At 70.1% G+C, this 23448-nt stretch carries 17 protein-coding genes; 8 read left to right on the top strand and 9 right to left on the bottom strand.

The window, feature by feature from the left end:
- Window positions 1-600 (bottom strand): short chain dehydrogenase, encoded by a 600-nt coding sequence (locus tag M2317_RS03370; RefSeq protein WP_429457296.1) that lies wholly within the window; start codon window positions 598-600, stop codon window positions 1-3.
- Between the two features lie 79 nt (window positions 601-679).
- Between M2317_RS03370 and cydC the strand changes: the two genes are divergently transcribed.
- The gene (gene cydC, locus M2317_RS03365; RefSeq protein ID WP_429457294.1) at window positions 680-4033 is read left to right on the top strand and encodes a thiol reductant ABC exporter subunit CydC; all 3354 of its coding nucleotides are present in this window, start codon (window positions 680-682) and stop codon (window positions 4031-4033) included.
- A 38-nt stretch (window positions 4034-4071) separates the two neighbouring features.
- On the opposite strand, the gene M2317_RS03360 is transcribed toward cydC, so the two are convergent.
- Together M2317_RS03360 and M2317_RS03355 are read right to left on the bottom strand one after the other, a co-directional pair.
- Window positions 4072-4887, bottom strand: a complete 816-nt coding sequence (locus M2317_RS03360; protein WP_429457293.1) for a M56 family metallopeptidase — start codon at window positions 4885-4887, stop codon at window positions 4072-4074.
- Window positions 4888-4897: 10 nt separating this feature from the next.
- The gene (locus M2317_RS03355) at window positions 4898-5254 is read right to left on the bottom strand and encodes a BlaI/MecI/CopY family transcriptional regulator (protein ID WP_429457291.1); all 357 of its coding nucleotides are present in this window, start codon (window positions 5252-5254) and stop codon (window positions 4898-4900) included.
- A gap of 135 nt (window positions 5255-5389) precedes the next feature.
- Here M2317_RS03355 and M2317_RS03350 point away from each other — a divergent pair, with 135 nt between their 5' ends.
- Both M2317_RS03350 and cydB read left to right on the top strand, forming a co-directional pair.
- The gene (locus M2317_RS03350; RefSeq protein WP_429457289.1) at window positions 5390-6973 is read left to right on the top strand and encodes a cytochrome ubiquinol oxidase subunit I; all 1584 of its coding nucleotides are present in this window, start codon (window positions 5390-5392) and stop codon (window positions 6971-6973) included.
- A gap of 27 nt (window positions 6974-7000) precedes the next feature.
- Window positions 7001-8038 carry a cytochrome d ubiquinol oxidase subunit II gene (gene cydB, locus M2317_RS03345; RefSeq protein ID WP_429457287.1) on the top strand — a complete coding sequence of 346 codons (1038 nt, stop codon included), beginning with the start codon at window positions 7001-7003 and terminating at the stop codon, window positions 8036-8038.
- An 8-nt stretch (window positions 8039-8046) separates the two neighbouring features.
- On the opposite strand, the gene M2317_RS03340 is transcribed toward cydB, so the two are convergent.
- Window positions 8047-8967, bottom strand: coding sequence for an AEC family transporter (locus M2317_RS03340; protein ID WP_429457285.1), 921 nt, complete (start codon window positions 8965-8967; stop codon window positions 8047-8049).
- 21 nt (window positions 8968-8988) lie between these two features.
- Window positions 8989-9840, bottom strand: a complete 852-nt coding sequence (locus M2317_RS03335; RefSeq protein ID WP_429457284.1) for a hypothetical protein — start codon at window positions 9838-9840, stop codon at window positions 8989-8991.
- A 171-nt stretch (window positions 9841-10011) separates the two neighbouring features.
- Here M2317_RS03335 and M2317_RS03330 point away from each other — a divergent pair, with 171 nt between their 5' ends.
- Complete coding sequence (locus tag M2317_RS03330; protein ID WP_429457282.1) at window positions 10012-10146, top strand: hypothetical protein; 135 nt, start codon at window positions 10012-10014, stop codon at window positions 10144-10146.
- A 14-nt stretch (window positions 10147-10160) separates the two neighbouring features.
- Here M2317_RS03330 and M2317_RS03325 read toward each other — a convergent pair whose 3' ends face one another.
- Window positions 10161-10940, bottom strand: a complete 780-nt coding sequence (locus M2317_RS03325) for an IclR family transcriptional regulator (RefSeq protein ID WP_429457657.1) — start codon at window positions 10938-10940, stop codon at window positions 10161-10163.
- Window positions 10941-10993: 53 nt separating this feature from the next.
- On the opposite strand from M2317_RS03325, the gene hutH reads away from it, so the two are divergent.
- The 3 genes from hutH to hutI are packed head-to-tail and all read left to right on the top strand — an operon-like array spanning window position 10994 to window position 15331.
- Window positions 10994-12535, top strand: coding sequence for a histidine ammonia-lyase (gene hutH / locus M2317_RS03320; protein ID WP_429457280.1), 1542 nt, complete (start codon window positions 10994-10996; stop codon window positions 12533-12535).
- On the top strand, window positions 12525-14168 hold the full coding sequence (hutU, locus tag M2317_RS03315; protein ID WP_429457278.1) for a urocanate hydratase: 1644 nt from the start codon (window positions 12525-12527) through the stop codon (window positions 14166-14168). Before hutH ends, hutU begins: the two co-directional genes overlap by 11 nt.
- Window positions 14165-15331 (top strand): imidazolonepropionase, encoded by a 1167-nt coding sequence (hutI, locus tag M2317_RS03310; protein ID WP_429457276.1) that lies wholly within the window; start codon window positions 14165-14167, stop codon window positions 15329-15331. Before hutU ends, hutI begins: the two co-directional genes overlap by 4 nt.
- A 99-nt stretch (window positions 15332-15430) precedes the next feature.
- On the opposite strand, the gene M2317_RS03305 is transcribed toward hutI, so the two are convergent.
- From M2317_RS03305 to M2317_RS03295, 3 genes are all read right to left on the bottom strand, one after another.
- A complete protein-coding gene (locus M2317_RS03305) occupies window positions 15431-17821 on the bottom strand; it encodes a LamG-like jellyroll fold domain-containing protein (protein WP_429457274.1) in 2391 nt (796 codons plus the stop codon).
- 168 nt (window positions 17822-17989) lie between these two features.
- Window positions 17990-19351, bottom strand: a complete 1362-nt coding sequence (gdhA, locus tag M2317_RS03300; RefSeq protein WP_429457273.1) for an NADP-specific glutamate dehydrogenase — start codon at window positions 19349-19351, stop codon at window positions 17990-17992.
- 120 nt (window positions 19352-19471) lie between these two features.
- Window positions 19472-22147: a phosphoenolpyruvate carboxylase gene (locus M2317_RS03295; RefSeq protein WP_429457271.1), complete on the bottom strand. Its 2676-nt coding sequence runs from the start codon at window positions 22145-22147 to the stop codon at window positions 19472-19474.
- Window positions 22148-22224: 77 nt separating this feature from the next.
- On the opposite strand from M2317_RS03295, the gene M2317_RS03290 reads away from it, so the two are divergent.
- Window positions 22225-23442 carry a Na+/H+ antiporter NhaA gene (locus M2317_RS03290; protein WP_429457269.1) on the top strand — a complete coding sequence of 406 codons (1218 nt, stop codon included), beginning with the start codon at window positions 22225-22227 and terminating at the stop codon, window positions 23440-23442.
- Window positions 23443-23448 lie beyond the last annotated feature (6 nt).

The following is a 23448-nucleotide window of genomic DNA, read 5'->3' as shown; positions in this document are numbered from 1 at the left end:
TCAGACGGAGATGACGGCGCCCGTGCTGTCGCCCTCGATCACGTCCGCATAGGCGCGCGCGACATCGGCGACCGCGACGGGCGTGAACCCGGGGAAGCTCGCGTGGTAGCCCGGTGCCTCGATCAGCACGTTGGGGCTGACGGCGTTGATGCGCAGGCCCCGGGGCAGGGAGGGCGCCGCGGCGCGGACGTAGGCGTTCAGTGCACCGTTGGCGACGGAGGCCGCTGCTCCGGTCGGTACGGGGCGGTCGCTCAGGATGCCGGTGGTCACCGTGATGGAACCGTTGTCGCGCAGATGCGAGGCGGCGATCGTCGCCGCGGAGATCTGGCCGAGCGTCTTGTCCTCGAACCCTGCGCGGAAGTCGTCCAGCGTCAACTCGTCCACCGGCCGGAACGGCACGGATCCGGTGGCGATGACCACGGCATCCAGAGGGCCGACGCGTGCGAACAGCGCGGTCAATGAGTGGGCATCGCGGATGTCGACGCGTTCGCCCGTGCTGCGCGACGCACGGATGACGCGGTGTCCGCGGGTCTCGAGGGCGTCGGCGACCGCCGACCCGATGAGCCCGGAAGCGCCGATGACGAGGATGTTCTGTACCAAGATCTGCTCCTTGCGTTGAGCTCCAGCCTCTCATCCGGGATCGGTCATGCGGCACTTCTACGCATTGTAGAATTCAAGGGTGAGCCGAGCCGAGGTCCCGAACGATCCGTGGGTGCTCGAAGCCGAGCGCGCAGCGCGCGCCCCTGGTTTCCGTCGCCCCGACCTGTCCGCGGTTCCGAAGGGCTCGCTGTACGCGCTCGGTGCGCTCGCGGCATCCCGGGCCCTGGGGCTCGTGCTGATCGCCGAAGCGGTCGCGCGGGGCATCGGCGCGCTCGCCGGCGGCGGCATCGACCACGTCCGCTTCCTCGTCCTGCTCGGTCTCGTCGGTGCGCTCCTGCGCGCCGGGGGCGAGTGGGGGGCATCCGTCCTCTCGAGGCGGGTGGCCGCACAGGTGAAGCGCGACCTGCGGCGGCGCCTCTGGCGTCGGATCGCCGACGGCGATGCAGCTGGCGGCGGAACCGCCGTGCTCGCCGCCGACGGCCTCGACGACCTGGATGACTACTTCGTGCAGACCATCCCCGCCGTGATCTCGGCGGCCGTGGTGCCGCTCATCGTCGGGCTGCGCATCCTGGGCGCCGACTGGCTCAGCGCGCTCGTGATCGTGCTGACGGTGCCGCTCGTGCCGCTGTTCATGATCCTGATCGGCAAGCACACGCAGCAGCGCACGGACGCCGCGCTCGCCGCGCTCACCCGGCTGGCCGACCACCTCGCCGAACTCGCGCGAGGGCTTCCCGTGCTCGTCGGCCTCGGTCGTGTCGACGAGCAGACCACGGCGCTCGACGACATCCAGACGCGCTACCGCGCGCGCACGGAGGAGACGCTGCGGTGGGCATTCCTGTCGGCTCTCGCGCTCGAGCTGATCGCGACGATCTCGGTCGCGATCGTCGCCGTGTTCCTCGGGCTGCGCCTGCTGAACGGAACCATGGAGCTCGAGCCGGCGCTGCTGGCGCTCATCCTCGCCCCGGAGTGCTTCACAGCTCTGCGGGAGGTGGGGACCGCGTTCCACGCGTCGCAGGACGGTTTGTCCGTGCTCGATCGGGTGCGGGCTCTGCTCGGGCGCGGAGCCGGTCGCGACGTGCGGGAGGCGGCCGACGGCCCGCCGCGGATCGACTCCCTGTCGGTGCGCTACGCAGGGCGCGAGCGCCCCGCTCTGGATGCCGTCGACGGCGAGCTGCGCGGCATCACGGCGGTCACCGGACCCAGCGGTGCGGGCAAATCGACCCTGCTGGCGGCGCTCGCCGGCGTCCTGCCTGCGGATGCGGTGGTCGCGGGTCGCGTGACGGGTGTGGAGCCGGATGCCGTGGCCTGGGCGCCGCAGGCGCCCCATGCCTTCGCCGACACTGCGCGTGACGAGGTGGCGCTGTACGGGGCGGGTCTCGACGCGCTGGACGAACTGGGCATCGCCGCGCTGGCGGATGCCGCGGTCGCCGAACTCAGTCCGGGGGAGCAGCGCCGGCTGGCGGTGGCCAGGGCACTCGCGCGAGTGGATGCCGGGGCCCGGCTGCTCGTGCTCGACGAACCGACGGCGCATCTCGACCAGGCATCGGCGGATCGCGTACGGGCAGCGATCCTGCGCCGCGCCGATCGCTGCGTCGTGGTGCTGGCCAGCCATGAGCCCGAGACGCTCGCCCTCGCAACGGGGGAGATCGCGGTCGGGGCGGCATCCGCTCGCGAGGGGGCGCAGGTGGTCGCTTCGGAGAGCGCGACGCGACCTTCGGGGTCCTCTGGCGCTGCAGGCGAGGTCTCCGCAGCGCGGAAGGCGGCGCGCTTCGCCGGGTCGCGTGAGGGGAAGCGGCCAGATGCGACCACCGCGCACCGACTCACGTTCCGCGCCCTGCTGCGGCCGCATCGCTGGGCATGGGCCGGCTCGATCCTGCTCGCAGCTCTCGCCGCCGGGCTCGGCATCGCCCTCACGGCGGTGTCCGGCTGGCTCATCGTGCGGGCGAGCGTCGAGGAGTACATCATGTATCTCCTCGTCGCCATCGTCGGCGTCCGCGCGTTCGGCATCGGCCGTGCGGTCGGCCGCTACGCCGAGCGTCTCGTCACCCATCGCGCCGCGTTCCAGGTCGTCGATGCGCTGCGTCTTCGGCTGTGGGGAGCGATCGCGGCGCGGGGGGCCGGGTCGCGCCGTCTGCTCGAGGGCGGCGCACCGCTGGACTACCTCGTGACGCTCGCCGATGACCTGCGCGATCAACTGCCCCGTGTCCTGCCGCCGATCGGCGCCGGCGTGCTGGTCGCACTGGCCGCGATCGTCGCCACCGGATTCATCGCACCGCACCTCACGATGCTCGTCGTGCTCGTGCTGGTGCTCGCGGTGGCGGCGGCATCCGCTCTGGCCATCGCGACCGAGCGCGGCGCCGGGGCCGCACGGGTCGCCGCCCGCTCCGACATCGTGCGCGGCACCGCGGCCCTCGCGGTCGCCGCCGACGATCTGCGCGGCAACGCAGCAACGCCCGCGGCCATGGAGGTCCTGGATGCCGCGGCCGGCCGCCTCGCGGATGCCGAACGGCGCGCGGCCTGGTCGGCGGGGCTCGGATCCGCGCTGATCACCGGGCCCCTCGCCGTTCTGGCCGTCGTCATCGCGCCGCTGTCGCCGCAGCTGCCGGCCGAGTACGCATCCGTGATCGCACTGCTCGCTCTCGCCCTGATCGAACCGCTCACGGGGCTGGTCGCCGCCGCCCAGCGGATTCCGGCACTGCGTGCGGTGCTGGCCCGGCTGGACCCGATCCTGCGGCCGGCACCTGCGCCGGAGTGGGGAACGCGGACGATCGATGCGGCGACCCGAGAGCTCGAGCTGGACGACGTCACGATCCGCTATCCCGGCATCGAGCGCCCCGCTGTCACCGACGTGCGCGGAACCGCGCGTCGCGGGCGCTGGCTCGTCCTGGACGGACCATCGGGATCCGGGAAGTCCACGGTCCTCTCGGCCGTCATGGGGGCGCTCCCCGTCGAGCGGGGGGCCGTCGAGGCCGACGGCACGCCGATCACCCATCTCGACGAGCGCGAGTGGCGGAGCAGCGTGGCCTGGTGCCCGCAGGACGCGTACGTCTTCGACTCGACGCTGCGCGGCAACCTTCTGCTCGCGCGCACGCGTGCGGATGCTCCGGACGACGACACCCTGCGGTCATCGCTCGAGCGGGCCGGGCTCGGATCGTTGCTCGCAGGCCTGGCCGACGGCTTGGACACGAGAGTCGGACCCGGAGGGTCGGCACTGTCCGGCGGCGAGCGCCAGCGGCTCGCTGTGGCGCGGGCCCTGCTGACGCGCGCGGACGTCATCCTGCTCGACGAACCGACCGCGCACCTCGACGAGCCGACCGCCGCGGCGATGATGGCGGATGTGCGGGAGGCGACCGCCGACCGCGTCGTGCTGCTCGTCTCGCATCGTTCGGCCGACCGGGAGCAGGCCGACGACGCGGTGTCTCTCGCGCGGTGAGTTCCGTTCGCTCGTTGAGCGAGCGGAGCGAGGGCGGCTCAGGCGGCGAGCCGGCGGAACCGATCGCTGACGCGCGTCGAGCCCGAGACGACGAGTTCGGCACCTGGCACGCCGCTCGCCCCGACCGCCAGAATCGCCCGCGCCAGCACTTCGTCGCGTACTTCGCGTCTGGCGTGGTCGTCGGCCAGCATCTCGACCAGCGCGGCGACCTCGGCCTCGGCGCGCGCTGCGATCGGGAACCAGGGCAGCGCGGAACGCCACGCGCGGAAGGCCAGCAGCAGCAGGTCATGGCGCTGCTCGACGTGCGCCCGCTCGTGCGCGATCACGGCGACGAGCTCATCGGCATCCAGCCGGTCCAGCAGACCCTGAGACAGCACCGTGACCGACCTGGCGCCGTTCGGCAGGCAGTACGCCACCGGGACGGCGTCGTCGATCACGCGCGTCCGTGCCCTCGTGGGGTGGGGCGACGTGAGCATGTCGAGCAGCGCGAGGTGACGGTGGCGCTGGCGCGTGACCTGCACGATCGTGACGGCGAGATGAGCCAGCAGGTAGAGCGTGAACGTCGCGGCGGGGATCAGAGCGAGCCATGGATGCCGCGGTGCGATCGCGTATCCGGCGAGCGCGAGGGCGCCGATCATCGACAGGCCGCCGGCGAGGCCGATCGCCTGCCAGAGCAGCAGTGCCATGACCGGCATCCGCATCGGCCACGTGGCACGCGAGAGCGCGACCGGAACGGGCCAGGCGAGTGAGATCGCCGCTACGCCGAGCACCAGCGCGGCAACCGCGATCACTCCGTGCGGGATGACGAGTGCGCCGACGAGCGCCTCGTCGCTCGCGGCAGGCAGCGGAGTCATGCTGCGACGATCAGGCCGCGCCGGAGAGCAGCTGGCGCAGGACGGCGGCATCCTCGGGGGAGACGCCGCCGACGAATCGTTCCAGCACTGCCGTGCGGTCGCCGGCGTCGCCGAGCACGGAGTGCATCAGTTCGGCGACGTGATCTGCGCGCGACGCGATCGCCGTGTAGCGGTGCGGCCGCGCTGAGCGGTCCGACGCGACGAAGCCCTTCTTCTCCAGGCGCGAGAGCACCGTGAGCAGCGTCGTCACGGCGAGCGCGCGACCATCGGCGTCCAGTTGGTCCTTGACGTCGTATGCCGAGACGGGAGTCGCGGCATCCCAGATCGCATCCATCACGGTGCGTTCGAGTTCCCCCAGGGTGCCCATATCAACCTCCTGACCGCGTCGGGATTTCCCACGGCCGGTTCTATTCTACCCCCGGTCGAAATTGTTCTATGCTCTGTCGAAGAAGTTCTACCATGTGTAGAATTCAAACGATCCCATGACCCGCAAGGAGCAGCAGTGGACGTTCTCGACCTCGCCAGATGGCAGTTCGGCATCACGACCGTGTACCACTTCCTGATGGTGCCGCTCACTCTCGGCCTCGGCATGTCCGTCGCGATCATGCAGTCGCGGTGGGTGCGCACCGGGGACGAGAAGTACCTGCGCATGACGAAGTTCTGGGGCAAGGTCTACCTCATCAACTTCATCGTCGGCGTCGCCACCGGTCTCGTGCAGGAATTCCAGTTCGGCATGGCGTGGAGCGAGTACTCCCGCTTCGTCGGCGACGTCTTCGGAGCGCCGCTCGCCATGGAAGGCCTGCTCGCGTTCTTCGTGGAGTCCACGTTCCTCGGCATCTGGATCTTCGGCTGGGGGCGCCTGCGCAAGGGGCTGCACCTCGCTGCCTTGTGGTGCGCGGTGATCGGGTCGTGGATCTCGGCCTACTTCATCATCGTTGCGAACTCGTGGATGCAGCATCCGGTCGGGGTCGAACTCGGCGACGACGGACGCCCCGTCATGACGGACGTGTGGGCCGTGCTCACCAACAACACCGCGATCGCGGCGTACACGCACACGATCTTCGGTGCGCTCGTGGTGGCGGGCATGTTCCTCCTCGGAATCTCCTGGTACCACCTCTGGCGGCGCCGCCACGACGGCATCGACACCGTGGATGAGAAGGGCCGCGTCGTCGTCGGCGAAGCGGATGCCGTGCCCGGACGTGACCGGAAGGATCACGGTGTCTGGATCTGGTCGCTGCGCTTCGGCGCCGTGGTCGCGATCCTCGGGTTCGCCGGCACCGTCGCCACCGGCGACATCCAGGGCAAGCTCATGTACGAGCAGCAGCCGATGAAGATGGCGGCGGCCGAGGCCGCCTGCCACACCGGCTCCGCCTTCTCGGTGCTCTCGCTCGGTGACCCTGGTTCGCGCGACTGCGCCGACGTCATCACCCTCATCGAGATCCCCGGTGTTCTCGGGTTCCTCGGCACGGGGGAGTGGGGTGCCGAGATGCCCGGCATCAGCGACCTCGAGCCCGAGTACGTGAACCAGTACGGCGAGACCATCCCGGACGACGAGCTGTACGGCGACCGCGCCGGCAGCGAGGTCGAGTACGTGCCGGTGATGTGGGTCACGTACTGGGGGTTCCGCCTGATGATCGGGCTGGGCGGCATCGTCGCGGCCGGCGCCGTGATCGCCCTGTGGCTGACCCGCAAGGGTACTGTCATGCGCTCGCCCTGGATCATGCGGCTGGCACTTCTCGGCATCGTCGCGCCGTTCGCGGCCAACATCGCAGGCTGGATCTTCACCGAGATGGGCCGGCAGCCGTTCGTGGTCGCGCCGAATCCGGATGCCACCGGCATCGACGGCGTCTTCATGTTCACCGCTGCGGCCGTGTCGCCGGGGGTCACTGCCGGCGAGATCCTGTTCTCCGTCATCACGTTGACTGCGGTGTACGGCGTCATGCTCGTGATCGAGCTGTTCCTCATGACGAAGTACATCCGCGGCGGCGTCGCGGCCTCCATGCCGGAACTGGCGCCCCACCCGGATGCCGGTGACGACCGACCAGACGACGACAAGCGGGACGACGTGCTCGCCTTCGCCTACTGACACCGATCCGCACTGAGAGGAATCACCATGGAACCGCTTCCCGTCGTCTGGTTCATCGCGATCGCCGTGCTGTGGATCGGGTACCTGCTGCTCGAGGGCTTCGACCTCGGCGTCGGCATCCACATGATCTTCTCCACGCGGTCGGAGCGCGACCGCCGCGTCATGCTCAACACGATCGGCCCGGTCTGGGACGGCAACGAGGTGTGGCTCATCACGGCGGGCGCGGCGATCTTCGCGGCCTTCCCCGCCTGGTACGCGTCGCTGTTCTCCACGCTGTACGTCCCCTTGACGATCACGCTCGTCGGGCTCATCGTGCGCGCGGTCGGCATCGAGTACCGCGGCAAGATCCACACCGAGCGGTGGCGCACCTTCTGGACGTGGATGATCGGTCTCGGGTCCCTCGTGGTGGCGTTCTGCATCGGCGCGGCACTCGCGCTGACGTCGCTCGGCCTGCCGATCGACGCGAACGGCGACCGCGTCGGCGGTCCGTTCGTGTGGCTGACGCCTGCGGCCGTCGTCGGCGGGCTCGCGGTCGTCGGGTTCGCGCTGGCGCACTCTGCGACGTTCCTGGGCCTCAAGGCGGACGGGCCCGTGCGCGAGCGCGCCGACCGGTTCGCCGCGACGTGGGCGCCGCTGTGCCTCGCACCGGCCGCGGTCTGGGCGATCTGGGTGCAGCTCGCGCATGGCGGGAACGCGCTGGCGTGGACGTTCATCGTGCTGGCTGTGGTCGGCGCCGTGAGCGGATGGATCGCCGCACGCCGTCGTCGCGAGGGCTGGGCGTTCATCGGCTACGCCGGGTTCGGGCTGTTCGGCGCGGGGGCGGTGTTCGCCGGGATGTTCCCGCTCGTACTGCCCTCGACCGTGGATGCCGCGTTCGATCTCACCGTCTGGAACGCGTCGAACAGCGCGTACACGCTCGGCGTCATGACCGTGGTCGCCGTGGTGGCGCTGCCGGTGATCCTGGCCTACCAGGCATGGAGCTACTGGATCTTCCGCCGGCGCGTCACGCCGGGGATGATCCCGGACGCGCACATCGTGCTCCCCGCCGTGCTGCGGGCATCCTGAGCGGCCGATCAGCCGAGCAGGAATGTCGCCAGCAGCAGCACCGGGACGCACCCGATCGTCGTGATGAACACCGTGTCGCGCGAGATCGCCTCGCCGATGTCGTAGCGCTGCGAGTAGTTGAAGACGTTCTGGGCGGTGGGAAGTGCCGCGAGAACGACGACGATCAGCACTTCGTGCGCGCTGAGCCCGAAGACGAACTGCGCGAACACCCACGCGAGCACCGGCATCACGAGCAGCTTCAGCGTCGATGCCAGCAGCACGTCCCGGCGGCGACCCGACGCGCCGAGCACGCGCTGCCCGAACAGCGAGATGCCGTAGCTGATCAGCAGCACGGGCACGCAGGCATTCGCGAGGAGGAGGGCCGGTTCCATCACGATCGGCGGCAGGTCGATGTCGAGCACCGAAACCAACGTGCCGAGCGCGGAGCCCAGGATGATCGGGTTCGTCGCCGTGCGCGTGATCAGGCGCCAGACCGAGGTCTTCGCGCTCGTCACGGCATCCAGGATCGCCAGTGAGATCGGCGTGAACACCAGCAGCTGCAGCAGGATCACCGGCGCCGGATACGCCGCGCTGCCCAGCAGATAGAGCGACAACGGGATGCCGATGTTGTTCGAGTTCACCTGCCCGGCCGACAGCGCTCCGATGACCGTCTCGCCGATGCCGCGCTTCCACACGAACCGGGCGACGAGGACGTATGCGGCGATGACGACGACCGCCGCGATCGCGGACACCGGTAGAAGAGACGAGAACAGGACTTTCGCGTCCGCCTGCGCGAGCACCGTGAAGAGCAGGAACGGGGACAGCACGAAGAAGGTCAATCGCCCCAGGACGTACCTGGCCTGTTCGCCGAGCAGACCGATGCGTCCGATGATGTAGCCGACGGCGATCGCGACTCCCACGACGGCGAATCCGGTGAGAGTATCGAGCACGTTTCGAGCGTAGCGCGCCGGTCAGCTGCCGCCGCCGCCGGATGGCGCCGTATAACGCGAAACGTCGCTGTCGAACATCTCGGGGCTCGCCGGATCCATCTCGACGTGCGTCCTGCTGCCGCGGAAGTACACCAGGATGCCGGATCCCGGCCGGGGGACGCGTGCCGGCGTGGTGCTCATCCAGACGTCGATCGTGCGCGGGGATGCGCCGTCGTAGAACCGCACACCGATACGGAACTGCGGGCGTGCCAGGATCCAAAGCGTGGGATCGGGAACGGTCACGATCTCGCCGGCGACACGGCGGGCGTCTTCCCGCAGGGAAAGGATCCGGGCGACCTCCCGGCGGACACCGTGGACGCCGAGCAGGAGCAACAGTGCTGAGCACGCGGCTACCGCTCCGGCGCCGGCGGTTCCCCAGTGCAGCAGCGGCGCCAGCGCGGCGATGAACAGGTCGTCGCTCCCCGAGATGATCCACGACCAGACCAGCAGCGCGATCGAGATCCCCGCGCTCACGAGCGCCGTGGCTGCGCGCATCCCGACCGAGGCGGATCGTCCGAAGTCATCCTCGAACAGGGAATACGTGCTCGGCACCAGCAGGATCAGCACCCATGCGGCCCCGAGCGCGAGCGGAATCCACCAGATGAGATTCCATGCGCTCCAACCGGGCACCGCGAGCAGGGGCGGAAGCGTGCCCGGAAGGACGACCGTCAGGCAGATCCCGCACAGGACCGAGCCGAGCAGCAGCACCAGGACATGGGTCCACCGCAGGCGGGGGATCTCGGCATCCGGTGCGACCGCGACGATCCGGCTTCCGCGACGCGCCGTCGAGAAGACCGGGCCGTCCTGCCACCATTCGTGCGTCTGTGCTGTCATGGCCGCACGCTACGCCAGCCAGGACGTGCTCCCGATCACAGTTCCGAGCGGCACCGGATGCGCGGATCCATGCAGAAAATTTCCCGTTCAGCGAGAAATTTGACTTCCTCGGGCAACCGGCTATGGTCGGTGGTTACACCCGCCAGCCGAAAGAAGGGGAAGCGAGTTCACATGTCAGGCAAGTCACCGCACGCACGCGACGGGAAGAAGGCGCCGAAGCTGTCTCTGAAGGAGAAGAGAGCGGCCAAGCGCGATAAGCAGGAGCCGGCCGCGTTCCTCAAGCCGCGCAAGGGCGCGTCCGGCTGAGTCGAACGACGGCCTCATCGCCGCAGACGACGTTCCAATGCGGACGCCGTCGCGGCGACGGCGGTTGCGGCGACCTGCTCCTCGGGCCCTCCGTCCGTCGACCAGGTCGCCGCGACCGCAGCGATCGGCCATCCGGAGGCGTCGTGCACCGCGGCGCCGACAGAGCGGAGACCCGGCGTCACCTCGCCGTTCTCGACGGCATGGCCGCGCGCCCGAACCGCGCGCAGCAGCTCGCGCAGTTCGCCAGGGCTGGAGGGAGCGGTATCGATCCGCGTCGCGAAGGCGGATCGGTCGGGGTAGAGAGCCCGCACCTGCCCACGGGGGAGCGCGGCGAGCATGGCGCGCCCGGTCGCGGTGAGGTGCGCGGGCAGTCGAACGCCGACCTCGCTCACCAGGGCCGGCCGGCGCGGAGCGCGCTCCTCGACGATGTAGACGACGTCCGACCCGCTCATGACCGCGAGGTGCGTGCTCTCGCCCAGCAGGTCCGCCAGGGCGCCCACGAGCGGCCGCCCGAGTCGTGCCAGAGGCTGCTGCCGTGCGAAGCCGCCGGCGAGTTCGGACGCGGCGGTGCCGAGACTCCAGCGGCGCTCCTCACGCAGATGCAGCACGAACCCGTGCGCCGCGAGGGTCGTGAGCAGGTGGTAGACGGTCGAGCGCGGCAGGTCCAGCTCGCGGGCGATCGCGGATGCCGCGACGGGAGCGGGGCGCCCGGCGAGATGGCGGAGGATCCGCAGCGTCTGATCCGCCGCGGGCACCTGCGGGCGATCACCGCCAGTGTCTGGGATCACAGACAGATCCTCTCACGAACCGCTGTCGCACGGCCCTCGCGAGGTGTGGAATCAGGATCATGAGTGCGCATCCTCCCGTTATCGTCGGCCGCGAGCCGCTGTCCGTCGCCGAGGTCGTCGCCGTCGCCCGCCACGGAGTCCAGGTCGAACTCGACTCTGCGGCTCTCGACCGCATCGCCGAGTCCCGCGGCATCGTCGACGCGCTCGCCGCTGACCCGCACCCGCACTACGGCGTCTCGACCGGATTCGGTGCGCTCGCGACGACCTTCATCGCCGCCGACCGCCGCCGGCAGCTGCAGGCGAGCCTGATCCGCTCGCACGCCGCCGGCACGGGGGCCGAAGTCGAGCGCGAGGTCGTCCGGGGCCTCCAGCTGCTGCGCCTGCAGACCCTCGCCTCCGGCCGCACCGGCGTTCGTCCCGTCGTGGCGGAGACCTATGCCGACGTTCTGAACGCCGGGATCGTCCCCGTCGTCCGCGAATACGGTTCGCTCGGCTGCTCGGGCGATCTCGCCCCGCTCGCGCACATCGCGCTCGCCGCGATGGGGGAGGGCGACGTGCGCACCGACGCCGGTCTCGTCCCGGCATCCGAGGCCCTCGCCGCCGCCGGTATCGCGCCGCTGGTCCTGGAGGAGAAGGAGGGGCTGGCACTCATCAACGGCACCGACGGGATGCTCGGGATGCTGGCGCTCGCGCTGCACGACCTGGACGTCCTGCTGACCACGGCCGACGTCGCCGCAGCGATGTCGGTGGAGAGCCAGCTCGGAACGGATGCCGTGTTCGCCGCCGACCTCATGGCACTGCGCCCGCAGTCCGGGCAGGCGGCGTCCGCCGCGAACCTGCGGGCGTTCCTCGCCGCCTCCCCGATCGTCGCGAGCCACAAGGGCCCGGAGGACGGCCGCGTCCAGGATGCCTACTCGCTGCGCTGCTCCCCGCAGGTGCACGGCGCCGCGCGCGACACCGTCGCCTACGCCGGCACCATCGCGGCGCGCGAGCTCGCCAGCGTCATCGACAACCCGGTGATCACCCTCGACGGGCGGATCGAGTCGAACGGCAACTTCCACGGCGCGCCGGTCGCCGCGGTACTCGACTTCCTCGCGATCTCCGTCGCCGATGTCGCCAGCGTCTCGGAGCGCCGCACCGACCGCGCCCTCGACCCCGCCCGCAGCCACGGCCTCCCGCCGTTCCTCGCACACGAGGTCGGCGTCGATTCCGGGCTCATGATCGCGCAGTACGCCTCCGCCGGCATCGTGTCCGAACTCAAGCGCCTGGCCGTCCCGGCATCCGTCGACTCCATCCCATCGTCCGCGATGCAGGAGGACCACGTCTCGATGGGCTGGTCGGCGGCGCGCAAGCTGCGCCGCTCGATCGACGGGCTGACCCGCGTGCTCGCGATCGAGATCCTCACCGGCGCCCGTGCGCTCGACCTGCGTGCGCCGCTTGCGGCGGGACCCGCGACCGGGGCGGTGCGTGATCTCGTGCGCACCGTCGCGGGGGGACCCGGTCCCGATCGCTTCCTGTCGCCGGACATGGAGGCCGTCACCGAACTCGTCCGATCGGGCGCCGTCGCCCGCACTGCAGAGGAGCACGCACATGTCTCGTGAGATCAGGGCACCGCGCGGCAACCAGCGCACCGCCAAGAGCTGGGGCGCCGAAGCCGCCAAGCGGATGCTGATGAACAACCTCGATCCCGAGGTCGCCGAGCACCCGGAGGATCTCGTCGTCTACGGCGGTACCGGACGCGCGGCCCGCAGCTGGGAGGCGTACGACGCGATCGTCCGTACCCTCGACGAGCTGGAGCCGGACGAGACGCTGCTCGTGCAGTCCGGAAAGCCGGTCGGCGTGTTCCGCACGCACGAGTGGGCGCCTCGGGTGCTCATCGCGAACTCCAACCTCGTCGGAGACTGGGCGAACTGGCCCGAGTTCCGCCGGCTCGAGGAACTCGGGCTCATCATGTACGGCCAGATGACCGCGGGCAGCTGGATCTACATCGGCACGCAGGGCATCCTCCAGGGCACCTACGAGACCTTCGCCGCCGTGGCCCGCTCGCTCGGCCGCGAGTCGCTCCAGGGCACGCTGACCCTGACCGGCGGCGCCGGCGGCATGGGCGGCGCTCAGCCGCTCGCCGTCACGATGAACGACGGCGCCGTGCTGATCGTCGACGTGGACGAGTCCCGTCTCGCGCGCCGGGTCGCACACGGCTACCTGGACGAGTACACGACCGATCTGGATGCCGGTCTCGCACGCGTCCTCGCCGCCAAGGATGCCGGCGAGGCTCTGTCCGTCGGAGTCGTCGGCAATGCCGCCGAGGTCTTCCCCGAGCTCCTGCGCCGTGGTGTGCCGATTGACATCGTCACCGACCAGACGAGCGCGCACGACCCGCTCGCCTACCTGCCGCTCGGCGTCGCGTTCGAGGACTGGAAGGCCGAGGCATCCAGGGATCCGGAGGAGTTCACCCGACGAGCCCGCGAATCCATGGCCGCGCACGTGGCGGCGATGGTCGCGTTCCAGGATGCCGGGGCCGCCGTCTTCGACTACGGCAACTCGATCCGAGCGGAGGCGCAGCTCGGTGGGTTCGAGCGGGCCTTCGCGTTCCCCGGATTCGTGCCGGCGTACATCCGCCCGCAGTTCGAGGAGGGCCGCGGACCGTTCCGCTGGGCGGCGCTCTCGGGAGATCCGGAGGACATCCGCAGGACCGACCGTGCGATCGCCGAGCTCTTCCCGGAGGACGCCGCGCTGCACCGCTGGCTCGACAAGGCCGGCGAGAAGGTCCACTTCGAGGGCCTGCCCGCCCGGATCTGCTGGCTCGGCTACCAGGAACGTCATCTCGCCGGACTGAAGTTCAACGAGATGGTGGCCTCGGGTGAGCTGTCCGCGCCGATCGTCATCGGCCGTGATCACCTCGATGCGGGATCCGTGGCGTCGCCGTACCGCGAGACCGAGGCCATGAAGGACGGCTCGGATGCGATCGCCGACTGGCCGCTGCTGAACGCCTTGCTGAACACGGCATCCGGCGCTTCGTGGGTGTCTCTGCACCACGGCGGCGGCGTCGGCATCGGCCGCTCGATCCACGCCGGACAGGTGACCGTCGCAGACGGCTCGGTGCTCGCCGCCGAGAAGCTCACGCGGGTGCTCACGAACGACCCAGGCACCGGGGTCATGCGGCATGTGGATGCCGGTTACGAGCACGCCCGTGACATCGCCCGCGAGCGCGGCCTGAAGGTGCCGATGCTGTGAGCACGCTCATCACGAACATCGGCGAGCTGACGACCAACGTCGGCGACGGCCCGCTGCGCGCCGCCGCCGTCCTGCTCGACGGCGATCGTATCGCCTGGGTGGGATCGGCCGCCGATGTGCCGTCCCCTTCGACAGGCTCAGAGAACCATGACGTCGTGGATGCCGCCGGACGGGCGGTCATCCCCGGATTCGTGGACAGCCACAGCCACCTCGTGTTCGCCGGCGACCGCGCCGCCGAGTTCGAGGCGCGCATGGCCGGGCAGAAGTATGCCGCGGGCGGCATCCGCGCCACGGTCGCAGCGACACGTGCGGCCACGGATGACGAATTGCGTGCACGGCTGCGCGGATTCCTCGACGAGATGTTCACCCAGGGCACCACGACGGTCGAGATCAAGAGCGGCTACGGCCTGAGCGTCGCGGACGAGGAGCGGCTCGTCCGTCTCGCCGCCGAGGTCACGCCCGAAGTCACCTTCCTCGGAGCGCATGTCGTGCCCGCCGAGTACGAGGGGCGCGCTGACGAGTACGTCGACCTCGTGGTCGGCCCGATGCTGGATGCCGCGGCCCCGCACTCGCGCTGGATCGACGTGTTCTGCGAGACCGGAGCGTTCACCGTCGCGCAGTCGGGTCGCGTGCTGGAGGCGGGCATCGCGCGAGGCCTCATGCCGCGCGTGCATGCCGGCCAGCTGGGTCCGAGCGAGGGGGTGCGCCTCGCGGTCGAGCTGGGTGCGGCGTCTGTGGATCATGGCACGTACCTCACCGAGGAGGATGTCGCGGCCCTCGCAGCATCCGACACGGTGCTGACGCTCCTGCCCGGGGTGGAGTTCTCCACGCGCCAGCCGTACCCGGACGCGCGCCGTCTCATCGACGCCGGCGTCACCGTGGCTCTCGCGTGCGACACCAACCCCGGATCGAGCTTCACCAGCTCGATGGCGTTCTGCATCGCCGTCGCCGTGCGCGACATGGGGATGACGCCGACCGAGGCGGTGCGGGCGGCGACGGCCGGTGGTGCGAAGGCGCTGCGGCGCGATGACATCGGATCCGTCGCGCCGGGAATGCGGGCCGATCTCGTGCTGCTCGACGCGCCCACCAGCATCCATCTGGCCTACCGACCGGGGGTCCCGCTCGTGGCAGGGGTGTGGAAGGACGGCGTCCGGGTCCGCTGACGCCCGTGCGGAATCCCGGAGGGTGCGACTCCGCACCGGCGTGTCTCGGGGGCGACACGCCGGTGCGGGCCGGAGGCGTCTGGAATTCGGCCCGCGGCGTCAGCGCGTGGCGAGCTCCGCGACGTCCTCCGGGGAGAGCGCCGAGCTCCACACCGTGAGTTCGTCGACGTCGCCCTGGAAGGGGACATCCCACCAGTTCACGCCGATCGAGAAGACGTTGTCCTCGCCGGACAGGACATCGCCGAAGCCGGTTCCCTCATAGGTCAGCTCGCCATCGACGTAGACGGATGCCGCGGTGCCGTCGACCACGAACGCGACGTGCGACCACTCGCCGGTCGGCAGGAACCGTCCCGTTCCGGCGTCGTACCACTGCTCGCTGCCGGCCCACAGCATGGCCGATCCGCCGACACCGCTGTGGCCCTTCGGCAGCAGGCTCAGCCAGTTCGTCGAGCTGCCCGCCGCGAAGAACGCTGACGTGTACGCCGTCAGCTGCTCCGGGCGCAGCCAGAGGCCGACCGAGTACGACGTCCCCTGCACCAGATCGTCCGGCAGGCGTACACCGGAGGTTCCGTCGAGGTGAAGCGCACTGCCGGAGACGCCGTCGGCCGCGAACGCCGCCGGAGAGGTCGCGGGCGCGTCGAGACGGTTCCCGGTCGCCACGGCATCCGGGAACGCGCTGTGCGCGTCGGCGAGCCCGTTCTCGAACGACCATGCGCCGGCGAGCACGCCGGGGGTGCGGGCGAGCACCGTGATGTCGAACGGCACCTGTTCCGACGCTGAGCCGTTCGTGATCGTGGCGGTCAGGATCGCGGTCGTGTCGGCTTCGCCGACGGCGGGGCGTGTGACGGTGCCGTCAGCGGTGACCACGGCTTCGTCGGATGACGCCCACGTGATCGTGGTGCCGCCCGTGCCGGAGGACGGCAGATCGAGGTCGATCGTCACGGCGCTCGTGTCGCCGAGTTCGAGATCGGCGACGACCGCGTCCACGGCGGCGGCGCCGGTGAGCTCGACGCTCTGCCGGCCCCACAGGGTGACGCCCTCGTCTGAGACGGCGGTCAGTCCGGTCGACCACTCTTCGAGGTCGGGATCCCAGACCGGCGCGAACACTCCGGCGTACTCGTCGCCGTCGATCTGCAGAGTTGCGGTGTGCTGACCGGTCAGCTTCCAGCGTCCTTCGACCGCGCCCGAGATCCGGCCGTTCTTCTCGAGGCTGATGTCCTGCGAGGTCGCGGCGGTCGCCGTGATGTCGTGGCCCATGTCGACGAGCTGCCACGTGCCGACGACGTCGCCTCGCTTGACCTTGCCAGCGGTCTCACCCGCGTACCGCATCGGCGAGACGACCGGCCAGCCCTGTTCGTTGATCCACATCTGGTGCACGCGCACCTCGTGCAGTTCGCCAGTGCCGGGGAAGCGTGCGTGGAACACCATGAACATGCGCCCGGTCTCGGGGTCCTGGTACCAGGAGGTGTGCCCGGGCGAAACGTAGCCGGTGCCCAGGCCGGTGCCGGGATCGCCGAGCTCGCGGGTGAACAGATGACCGCCCATGAGCTTGACGCCGTACGGCTGGATCGAGACGTCGTCGAACAGCGGCAGCGACGGATCCGCCTTCGCATCCGCCATGTCATTGCCCTGGGCATCCAGGTACGGGCCGTCCGGAGTCTTCGAGCGCGCGACGCGCACGTCGTAGCCGCCCGAGGCGTCGAGCCCGCCGAACGACAGGTAGAGGTAGTAGTAGCCGGACTCGGCGTCGTACTGGATCGTCGGAGCCTCGATGCGGCTGTGGTTCCCGCCGACGAGGTGGGTGCCGTACCCCTGGCCCGGGAGTGGCTCGCCGGTCTCGGCATCCATCTTCAGGATGAAGATGCCGCCGGAGTACGAGCCGTACACCATCCATAGGTCGCCGTCGGCGTCGTAGAACGCGTCGGGGTCGACGGTGTTCGCGTGGATGCGGGCGTCATAGATCTCGCCGGGGTTCTCGCTCTCGCCCTCCATGCCGGACTTCAGCAGGATGCCCTGGTTCTCGTACGGGCCGTCGACGGAGTCGCTGGTCGCGATCCCGAGCGCTGAACGGGGGGACGAGCCCTCGCATGCGTTGTAGTACATCGCGAAACGGCCATCCGGAAGCTGGATGACGTCGGAGGCCCAGAGCGTCGAGCTCTTCGCCCACGTGAACGTCTCGGCGAGTTCGGTGTAGACGTCCTCGAACAGTGCGTTGTCGGGGTTCTGCGACAGATCGAGGGTGTGCTGCTCCCACGACATGAGGTCTTCGGTGTGCGCGGATGCGCCGTGCGACCCGAACGCCCAGATGTCGCCGTCCGCTTCGATGATCGACGGGTCGTGCACGGTGACGTCCTGGAACGTCGGCGTGGGCGGATCGGCGGGCTGAGCGGCGATCGCTGCCGGAGCGCACAGGGCGCCGGCGGCGAGAAGGGACGTCGTGCTCAGCGCCAGGGCAGCAAGGGCTCGGCGCGCGCGGGGGCGTCGCGTCATGGGTGTCTCCAGTTCGACGATGGACGGGATGGACGGATGCCGCGGTCAACGCCGATGCGGCCGTCAACGTCAATCTACAACGATGTAGACGATGTGTACAACGATGTAGAAAGAATCAGGGCAAAAAGAAGCACCCGGCCTCGCGGCCGGGTGCTCAGTGGGTGCGGATCAGATGACTCCCTGTGCGAGCATCGCCGCCGCCACCCGTTCGAAACCGGCGATGTTCGCGCCGGCCACGTAATCGCCAGGGACGCCGTAGCGCTCCGAGGCCTCGAAGGACGCCCGGTGGATGTCGCCCATGATCTCGCGCAGCTTGCGCTCGCTGTCAGCGAAGGCCCAGCGCTGACGCGAGGCGTTCTGGCTCATCTCGAGCGCGGAGGTCGCCACGCCACCGGCGTTGGCCGCTTTGCCGGGGGCGAACAGGACACCGGCGGACTGGAACGCCGCGACGGCCTCGGGCAGGCACGGCATGTTCGCTCCCTCGGATACGGCGCGGACGCCGTTCGCGATGAGCGCCTCCGCGTCGGCCAACTCGAGCTCGTTCTGCGTCGCGGACGGGATCGCGATGTCGACCGGAACCTCCCAGACGCGACCGCCCTCGACGAAGCGCGCGCCGGGGCGCCGCCGGGCGTACTCCACGATGCGTCCGCGTTCGACCTCCTTGATCTGCCGCAGCAGATCCAGATCGATGCCCGCGTCGTCGACGACGTAGCCGGAGGAATCGGATGCCGTGACCGGCTTCGCTCCCAGCTGCGTGGCCTTCTGGATCGCGTAGATCGCGACGTTTCCCGAACCCGAGACGCCGACGCGCTTGCCCTCGAACGAATCGCCCTTGACAGCCAGCATCTCCTCGGCGAAGAACACCGCGCCGTACCCGGTGGCCTCGGTGCGCACTTCGGCGCCGCCCCAGCCGGTTCCCTTGCCGGTGAACATGCCGGACTCGTGGCGGTTCGTGATCTTGCGGTACGTGCCGAACAGGTAGCCGATCTCACGGCCGCCGACGCCGATGTCACCCGCGGGGACGTCGGTGTGCTCGCCCAGGTGACGCCACAGTTCGCTCATGAACGACTGGCAGAACCGCATGATCTCGGCATCCGAGCGGCCGTGCGGGTCGAAGTCGCTGCCGCCCTTGGCGCCGCCGATGCCCTGGCCGGTGAGCGCGTTCTTGAAGATCTGCTCGAACCCGAGGAACTTGATGATCGACAGGTTCACCGAGGGGTGGAAGCGCAGTCCGCCCTTGTACGGGCCGAGGACCGACGAGAACTGGATGCGATAGCCGCGGTTGACCTGCAGCTTGCCCGCATCATCGACCCACGGGACGCGGAACATGATCTGGCGTTCGGGTTCGACGATGCGCTCCGCGATCCCGGCGTCTGCGTACTCGGGGTTCCGCTCGAGCACGGGGCCGATCGAGTGCAGGACCTCGTGCACGGCCTGCTGGAACTCCGGCTCGTACGGGCTGCGCGTCTGGACGGTGTCGAAGACGGGCTGAACGGAGTCGGCAAGGGGATGGAAGTCAGTTGCGGTCACGCGGGGAACGGCTTTCTTTATGGGGATGCGGGTGAGGCGATCGTGTCGCGTGAGAAGGCGCCGGTCGGGCACACGAGTTCTCACTTTAGCGCGACGCGCATTGTGAGGCTGACGCCGGGGTCACCCGGTGTTCTGCAGGCCGGCCGCCACCCCGGATACGGACAGCAGCAGGAGACGCTGCTGTTCGGCATCCGCTCCGGATCCGGTCGCCGATTCGGAGCCCGCGCGCAGCTCGCGCAGCGCACGCAGCTGGAGCAGCGAGAGAGCGTCGACGTAGGGGCTGCGCAACTGCACGGCCCGCTGCAGGATCGGCTTGTTCACGAGCAGCCCTGAGCCGCCGGTGAGGCGGATGACCCATTCGCGGGTGAGAGCGAGCTCGTCCAGCACCAGCTGGGCGAGGTCGTCGCGGTCGCCGAGCGCGAGGTATCGACGTGCGATGCGCTCGTCGGTCTTGGCCAGGCTCATCGCGACGTTGTCGATCATCGTGTGCAGCAGCGGCCACTCGCGGTAGGCCGCGGTGAGCAGAGCCTCGTCGCCGACGGCTTCGAGCGCGGTGCCGAGACCGAACCAGCCGGCCAGGTTGATGCGCGCCTGGGTCCAGGCGAACACCCACGGGATGGCGCGCAGGTCCTCGAGGGACTCGACCGACAGGCCGCGTCGCGCCGGGCGCGAGCCGAGGGCGAGCAGTCCGATCTCCTCCAGCGGCGTCACCGTGCCGAACCAGGGCGCGAAGCCCTCCGCGTGCACGAGTTCGAAGAAGCGGGCGCGGGAGGCGGTGTCCATCGTCGCGGCGATCGGGGCGAAACGCTCGGCGGCGCCGCTGGTGCGCTGCTCGACACTGGGGGAGGAGGCCAGCAGCGTGGCGGCGGCGACCTGATCGATGTGGCGCATCGCGATCGCGGGCTCACCGTAGCGCGCGAAGATGACCTCGCCCTGCTCGGTGAGCTTGAAGCGCCCGTCGACGGAGTGCGGCGGCTGGGCGAGGATCGCCGAGTTCGCGGGTCCGCCCCCGCGCCCGAGGGCGCCGCCGCGGCCGTGGAACAGGGTCAGTTCGATCCGGGAGTCCTGCGCCCACTGCGCGATCTTCTGCTGCGCCTCGTAGAGCGCGAGGTTCGCCGCGACCGGACCGACGTCCTTCGACGAGTCGGAGTATCCGAGCATCACCTCGAGGCGGTTTCCCGTCTCGAGCATGCGCGTGCGGAACTCCGGGAACTCGACGGTCTCGGCGAGGATCGCCGGGGCCGCCTGCAGGTCGGCGAACGTCTCGAACAGCGGCACGACATCGAGCACGGGCGCATCGTCTCCGAGCGCGTAGCGGGCGAGGCGGTGAACGTTGGCGAGATCCTCGGCCGACTGCGTGAACGATACGACGTAGCGGCCGGCCGCGCGGGGGCCGTACTCGCGCTGGATCTCGGCGATCGCGTGGAAGACGTCGAGCACTTCGATCGTCTTCTCGCTGCGCTCGCCTCCGGCATCCAGTTCGGCCAGCGCCTGTCGGTGCACCTGCGAGTGCTGACGCACCTCGAGTTCGGTGAGGTGGAAGCCGTAGGTCTCGACCTGCCAGATCAGGTGCTGCACGCCGCCGAACGCGTGGCGGCGCGACCCTGCGGCGATGAGCGAATCCTGCACCGTGCGCAGATCGGCGAGCAGCTCGTCCGGATGCGTGTAACCTCCGGCGACGCCGGCGCGCTTCGCGGCGACACGACGTGCGAGCAGCAGCAGCAGGCGACGGTGCGGCTCATCGGGCGAGCGCGTCGAGATGTCGGCGGCGGCCTCGGGCTCCGCCGCGGCGAAGGCGTCCCACAGCGCTGCCGCCGCGGGGGAGACCGGGGTGCTCTCGGCATCCAGCGTCAGAGTGCGACCGATGCGGGTGAGAGCGCGCTCGAGCCCCTGCAGGACGTGGTCGGATGCGATCTGCGCTGCCTCGCGCGTGACGGATGCCGTGACGAACGGGTTGCCGTCGCGGTCGCCGCCGACCCATGAGCCGACGCGGACGAACGCGGGGACGACGGGCGCGCTGGCACCGGATTCCTCGCCGCGCAGGGCGTCGTCGATGCGGCGGTACACGTGCGGGACGGTCGTGAAGAGCGTCTCGTCGAACACGCTCATGACCGTGCGGACCTCGTCGACCGGCGTCGGCTTCTGAGCGCGCAGCGGGGCCGTGCGCCAGAGAGTGTCGATCTCCTCCAGCATCCGGCGACGGGCGCGGCGCTGTTCGGCGCCGTCCTCGCTCGCGGAGTCGTGCTGGGTGAGGAGGTCGGACAGCCGGCGGATGCTGGTCGACACCGCGCGGCGGCGCGCCTCGGTCGGATGGGCGGTGAAGACGGGGTGGAAGCGGAGCCCGGCGAGGCGGCGCTCGGCTTCGGCGTCGCCCACCTCGCGGCGCAGCTGCGCGTACGCGGTCGCGACCGTGTCCGCCGCGCCCTCTCGACCGGGCTGGCCGGCGCGTTCGCGCAGCACGCGCACGCGCTGATGCTCCTCGGCGAGGTTGACGAGGTGGAAGTAGGCGGTGAACGCGCGCGCCACCTCGTCGGCACGGTCGATCGAGAAGGAATCGGCGATGGATGCCGCACGCTCGAACGCCTCGGCGCTCTCGTCGTCGTAGGCCTGGATCGTCGCGAGGCGCAGTCGCTCGACGTCCTCGAACAGGCCGGGGGTGCCGGATTCGCGCAGCACCTGGCCGAGCAGGGCGCCGAGCATGCGGACGTCAGCGCGCATGGATTCGGGGATGCCCTGGCCTGCTTCGAAGCGGCCGATGACGCGAATGGCTTCCGTGGGAGTGGGCTCGGGAGACATGATTCGAGCGTATCCCGGAGCGAAGGCCACCCCTGACCGCGTGACACAGCATTAACGCGCTCGATACGGTGGACCTGATGACATCGTCACGCAATCCGCTGCGCTCGGCGCAGTTCCCCGCGATCCTGCTGCTCGCAGCGGCAGGACTCGGCCTCCTGCTCGCCAACACCATCGCGCACGACGCGATCGCAGCGGTGCTCGGTGTGCACATCCCGGTTCCGGGGACGGGCTTGGATCTGTCTGTCGAGCACTGGATCTCCGACGGGCTGCTGGCGATCTTCTTCTTCGTCGTCGCGATGGAACTGCAGTACGAGCTCACCGGCGGCGAGTTGAACTCGTTGCGCAAGGCCCTGCAGCCCGCGATCGCCGCCGCCGGTGGGGTGCTCGTGCCGATCGTGATCTACCTCACGATCGCGGGCGCGCCGGAGACGGCATCCGGCTGGCCGATCCCGACGGCGACGGACATCGCCTTCGCGCTCGGCGTGCTGGCCGTGTTCGGACGCGGTCTGCCGTCGGCTGTGCGGGTCTTCCTGCTGGCGCTGGCGATCCTCGACGACATCATCGGGATCATCTTCATCGCGGTCCTCTTCGCGCACGACCTGAACTGGCTCCTGCTGCTGCTCGCACTCGTCGGCGTCCTGGCCTTCGGCATCCTGAGCCGACAGCTCGGCGAGCGCAACCAGGTCGTCATCGGCGTGGCGATGGGGATCGTCGGAGTGGTCGTGTGGGGGCTCGTCGCCGCATCGGGCGTCCATGCCACGATCGCCGGCGTGATGCTCGGGCTCGCGGTCGCCCAGGCGCCGTCGATGCGGATCCGGTACGCGCTGGAGCCGACCGTGAACGGGGGCATTCTGCCGGTCTTCGCGTTCACCGCCGCGTTCGTCGTCATCCCGGCGGTCTCGCCGTCGGAGTTCTCGCCGGCGTTTTTCGGCATCGCGTTCGCGCTGCCGATCGGCAAGATCATCGGCATCGGGGTGTTCGGCTGGCTGGCGATGCGGGTCGGTTCGAGCGGCGGCCCGCCGGCGCTCAGGCTCCCGGACCTCCTTGCGGCCGGCACGCTGGGCGGCATCGGCTTCACCGTGTCCCTGCTGCTCGCCAACCTCGCGTTCGCGGACGATCGGGGCCTGCGCGATCAGGCGATCCTCGGTGTTCTGGTCGGATCGCTCATCGCGCTGGTGCTGTCCGGAGTCGTCGTCTCGCTGCGGGCGGCCTGGTACCGCCGTCACGCCGGTCCGGATGCCGCGTCGGGCGCGGATTCGGATGCCCCGTCGGATGCTGTTCCGGATGCCGAGTGAGGGAGC

Source organism: Microbacterium sp. ZKA21, assembly GCF_050434165.1.
In the GTDB taxonomy this organism is placed as follows: domain Bacteria; phylum Actinomycetota; class Actinomycetes; order Actinomycetales; family Microbacteriaceae; genus Microbacterium.
Note: the sequence above shows the minus strand (reverse complement) of the source record. Positions and strands in the feature narration are given on the sequence as shown.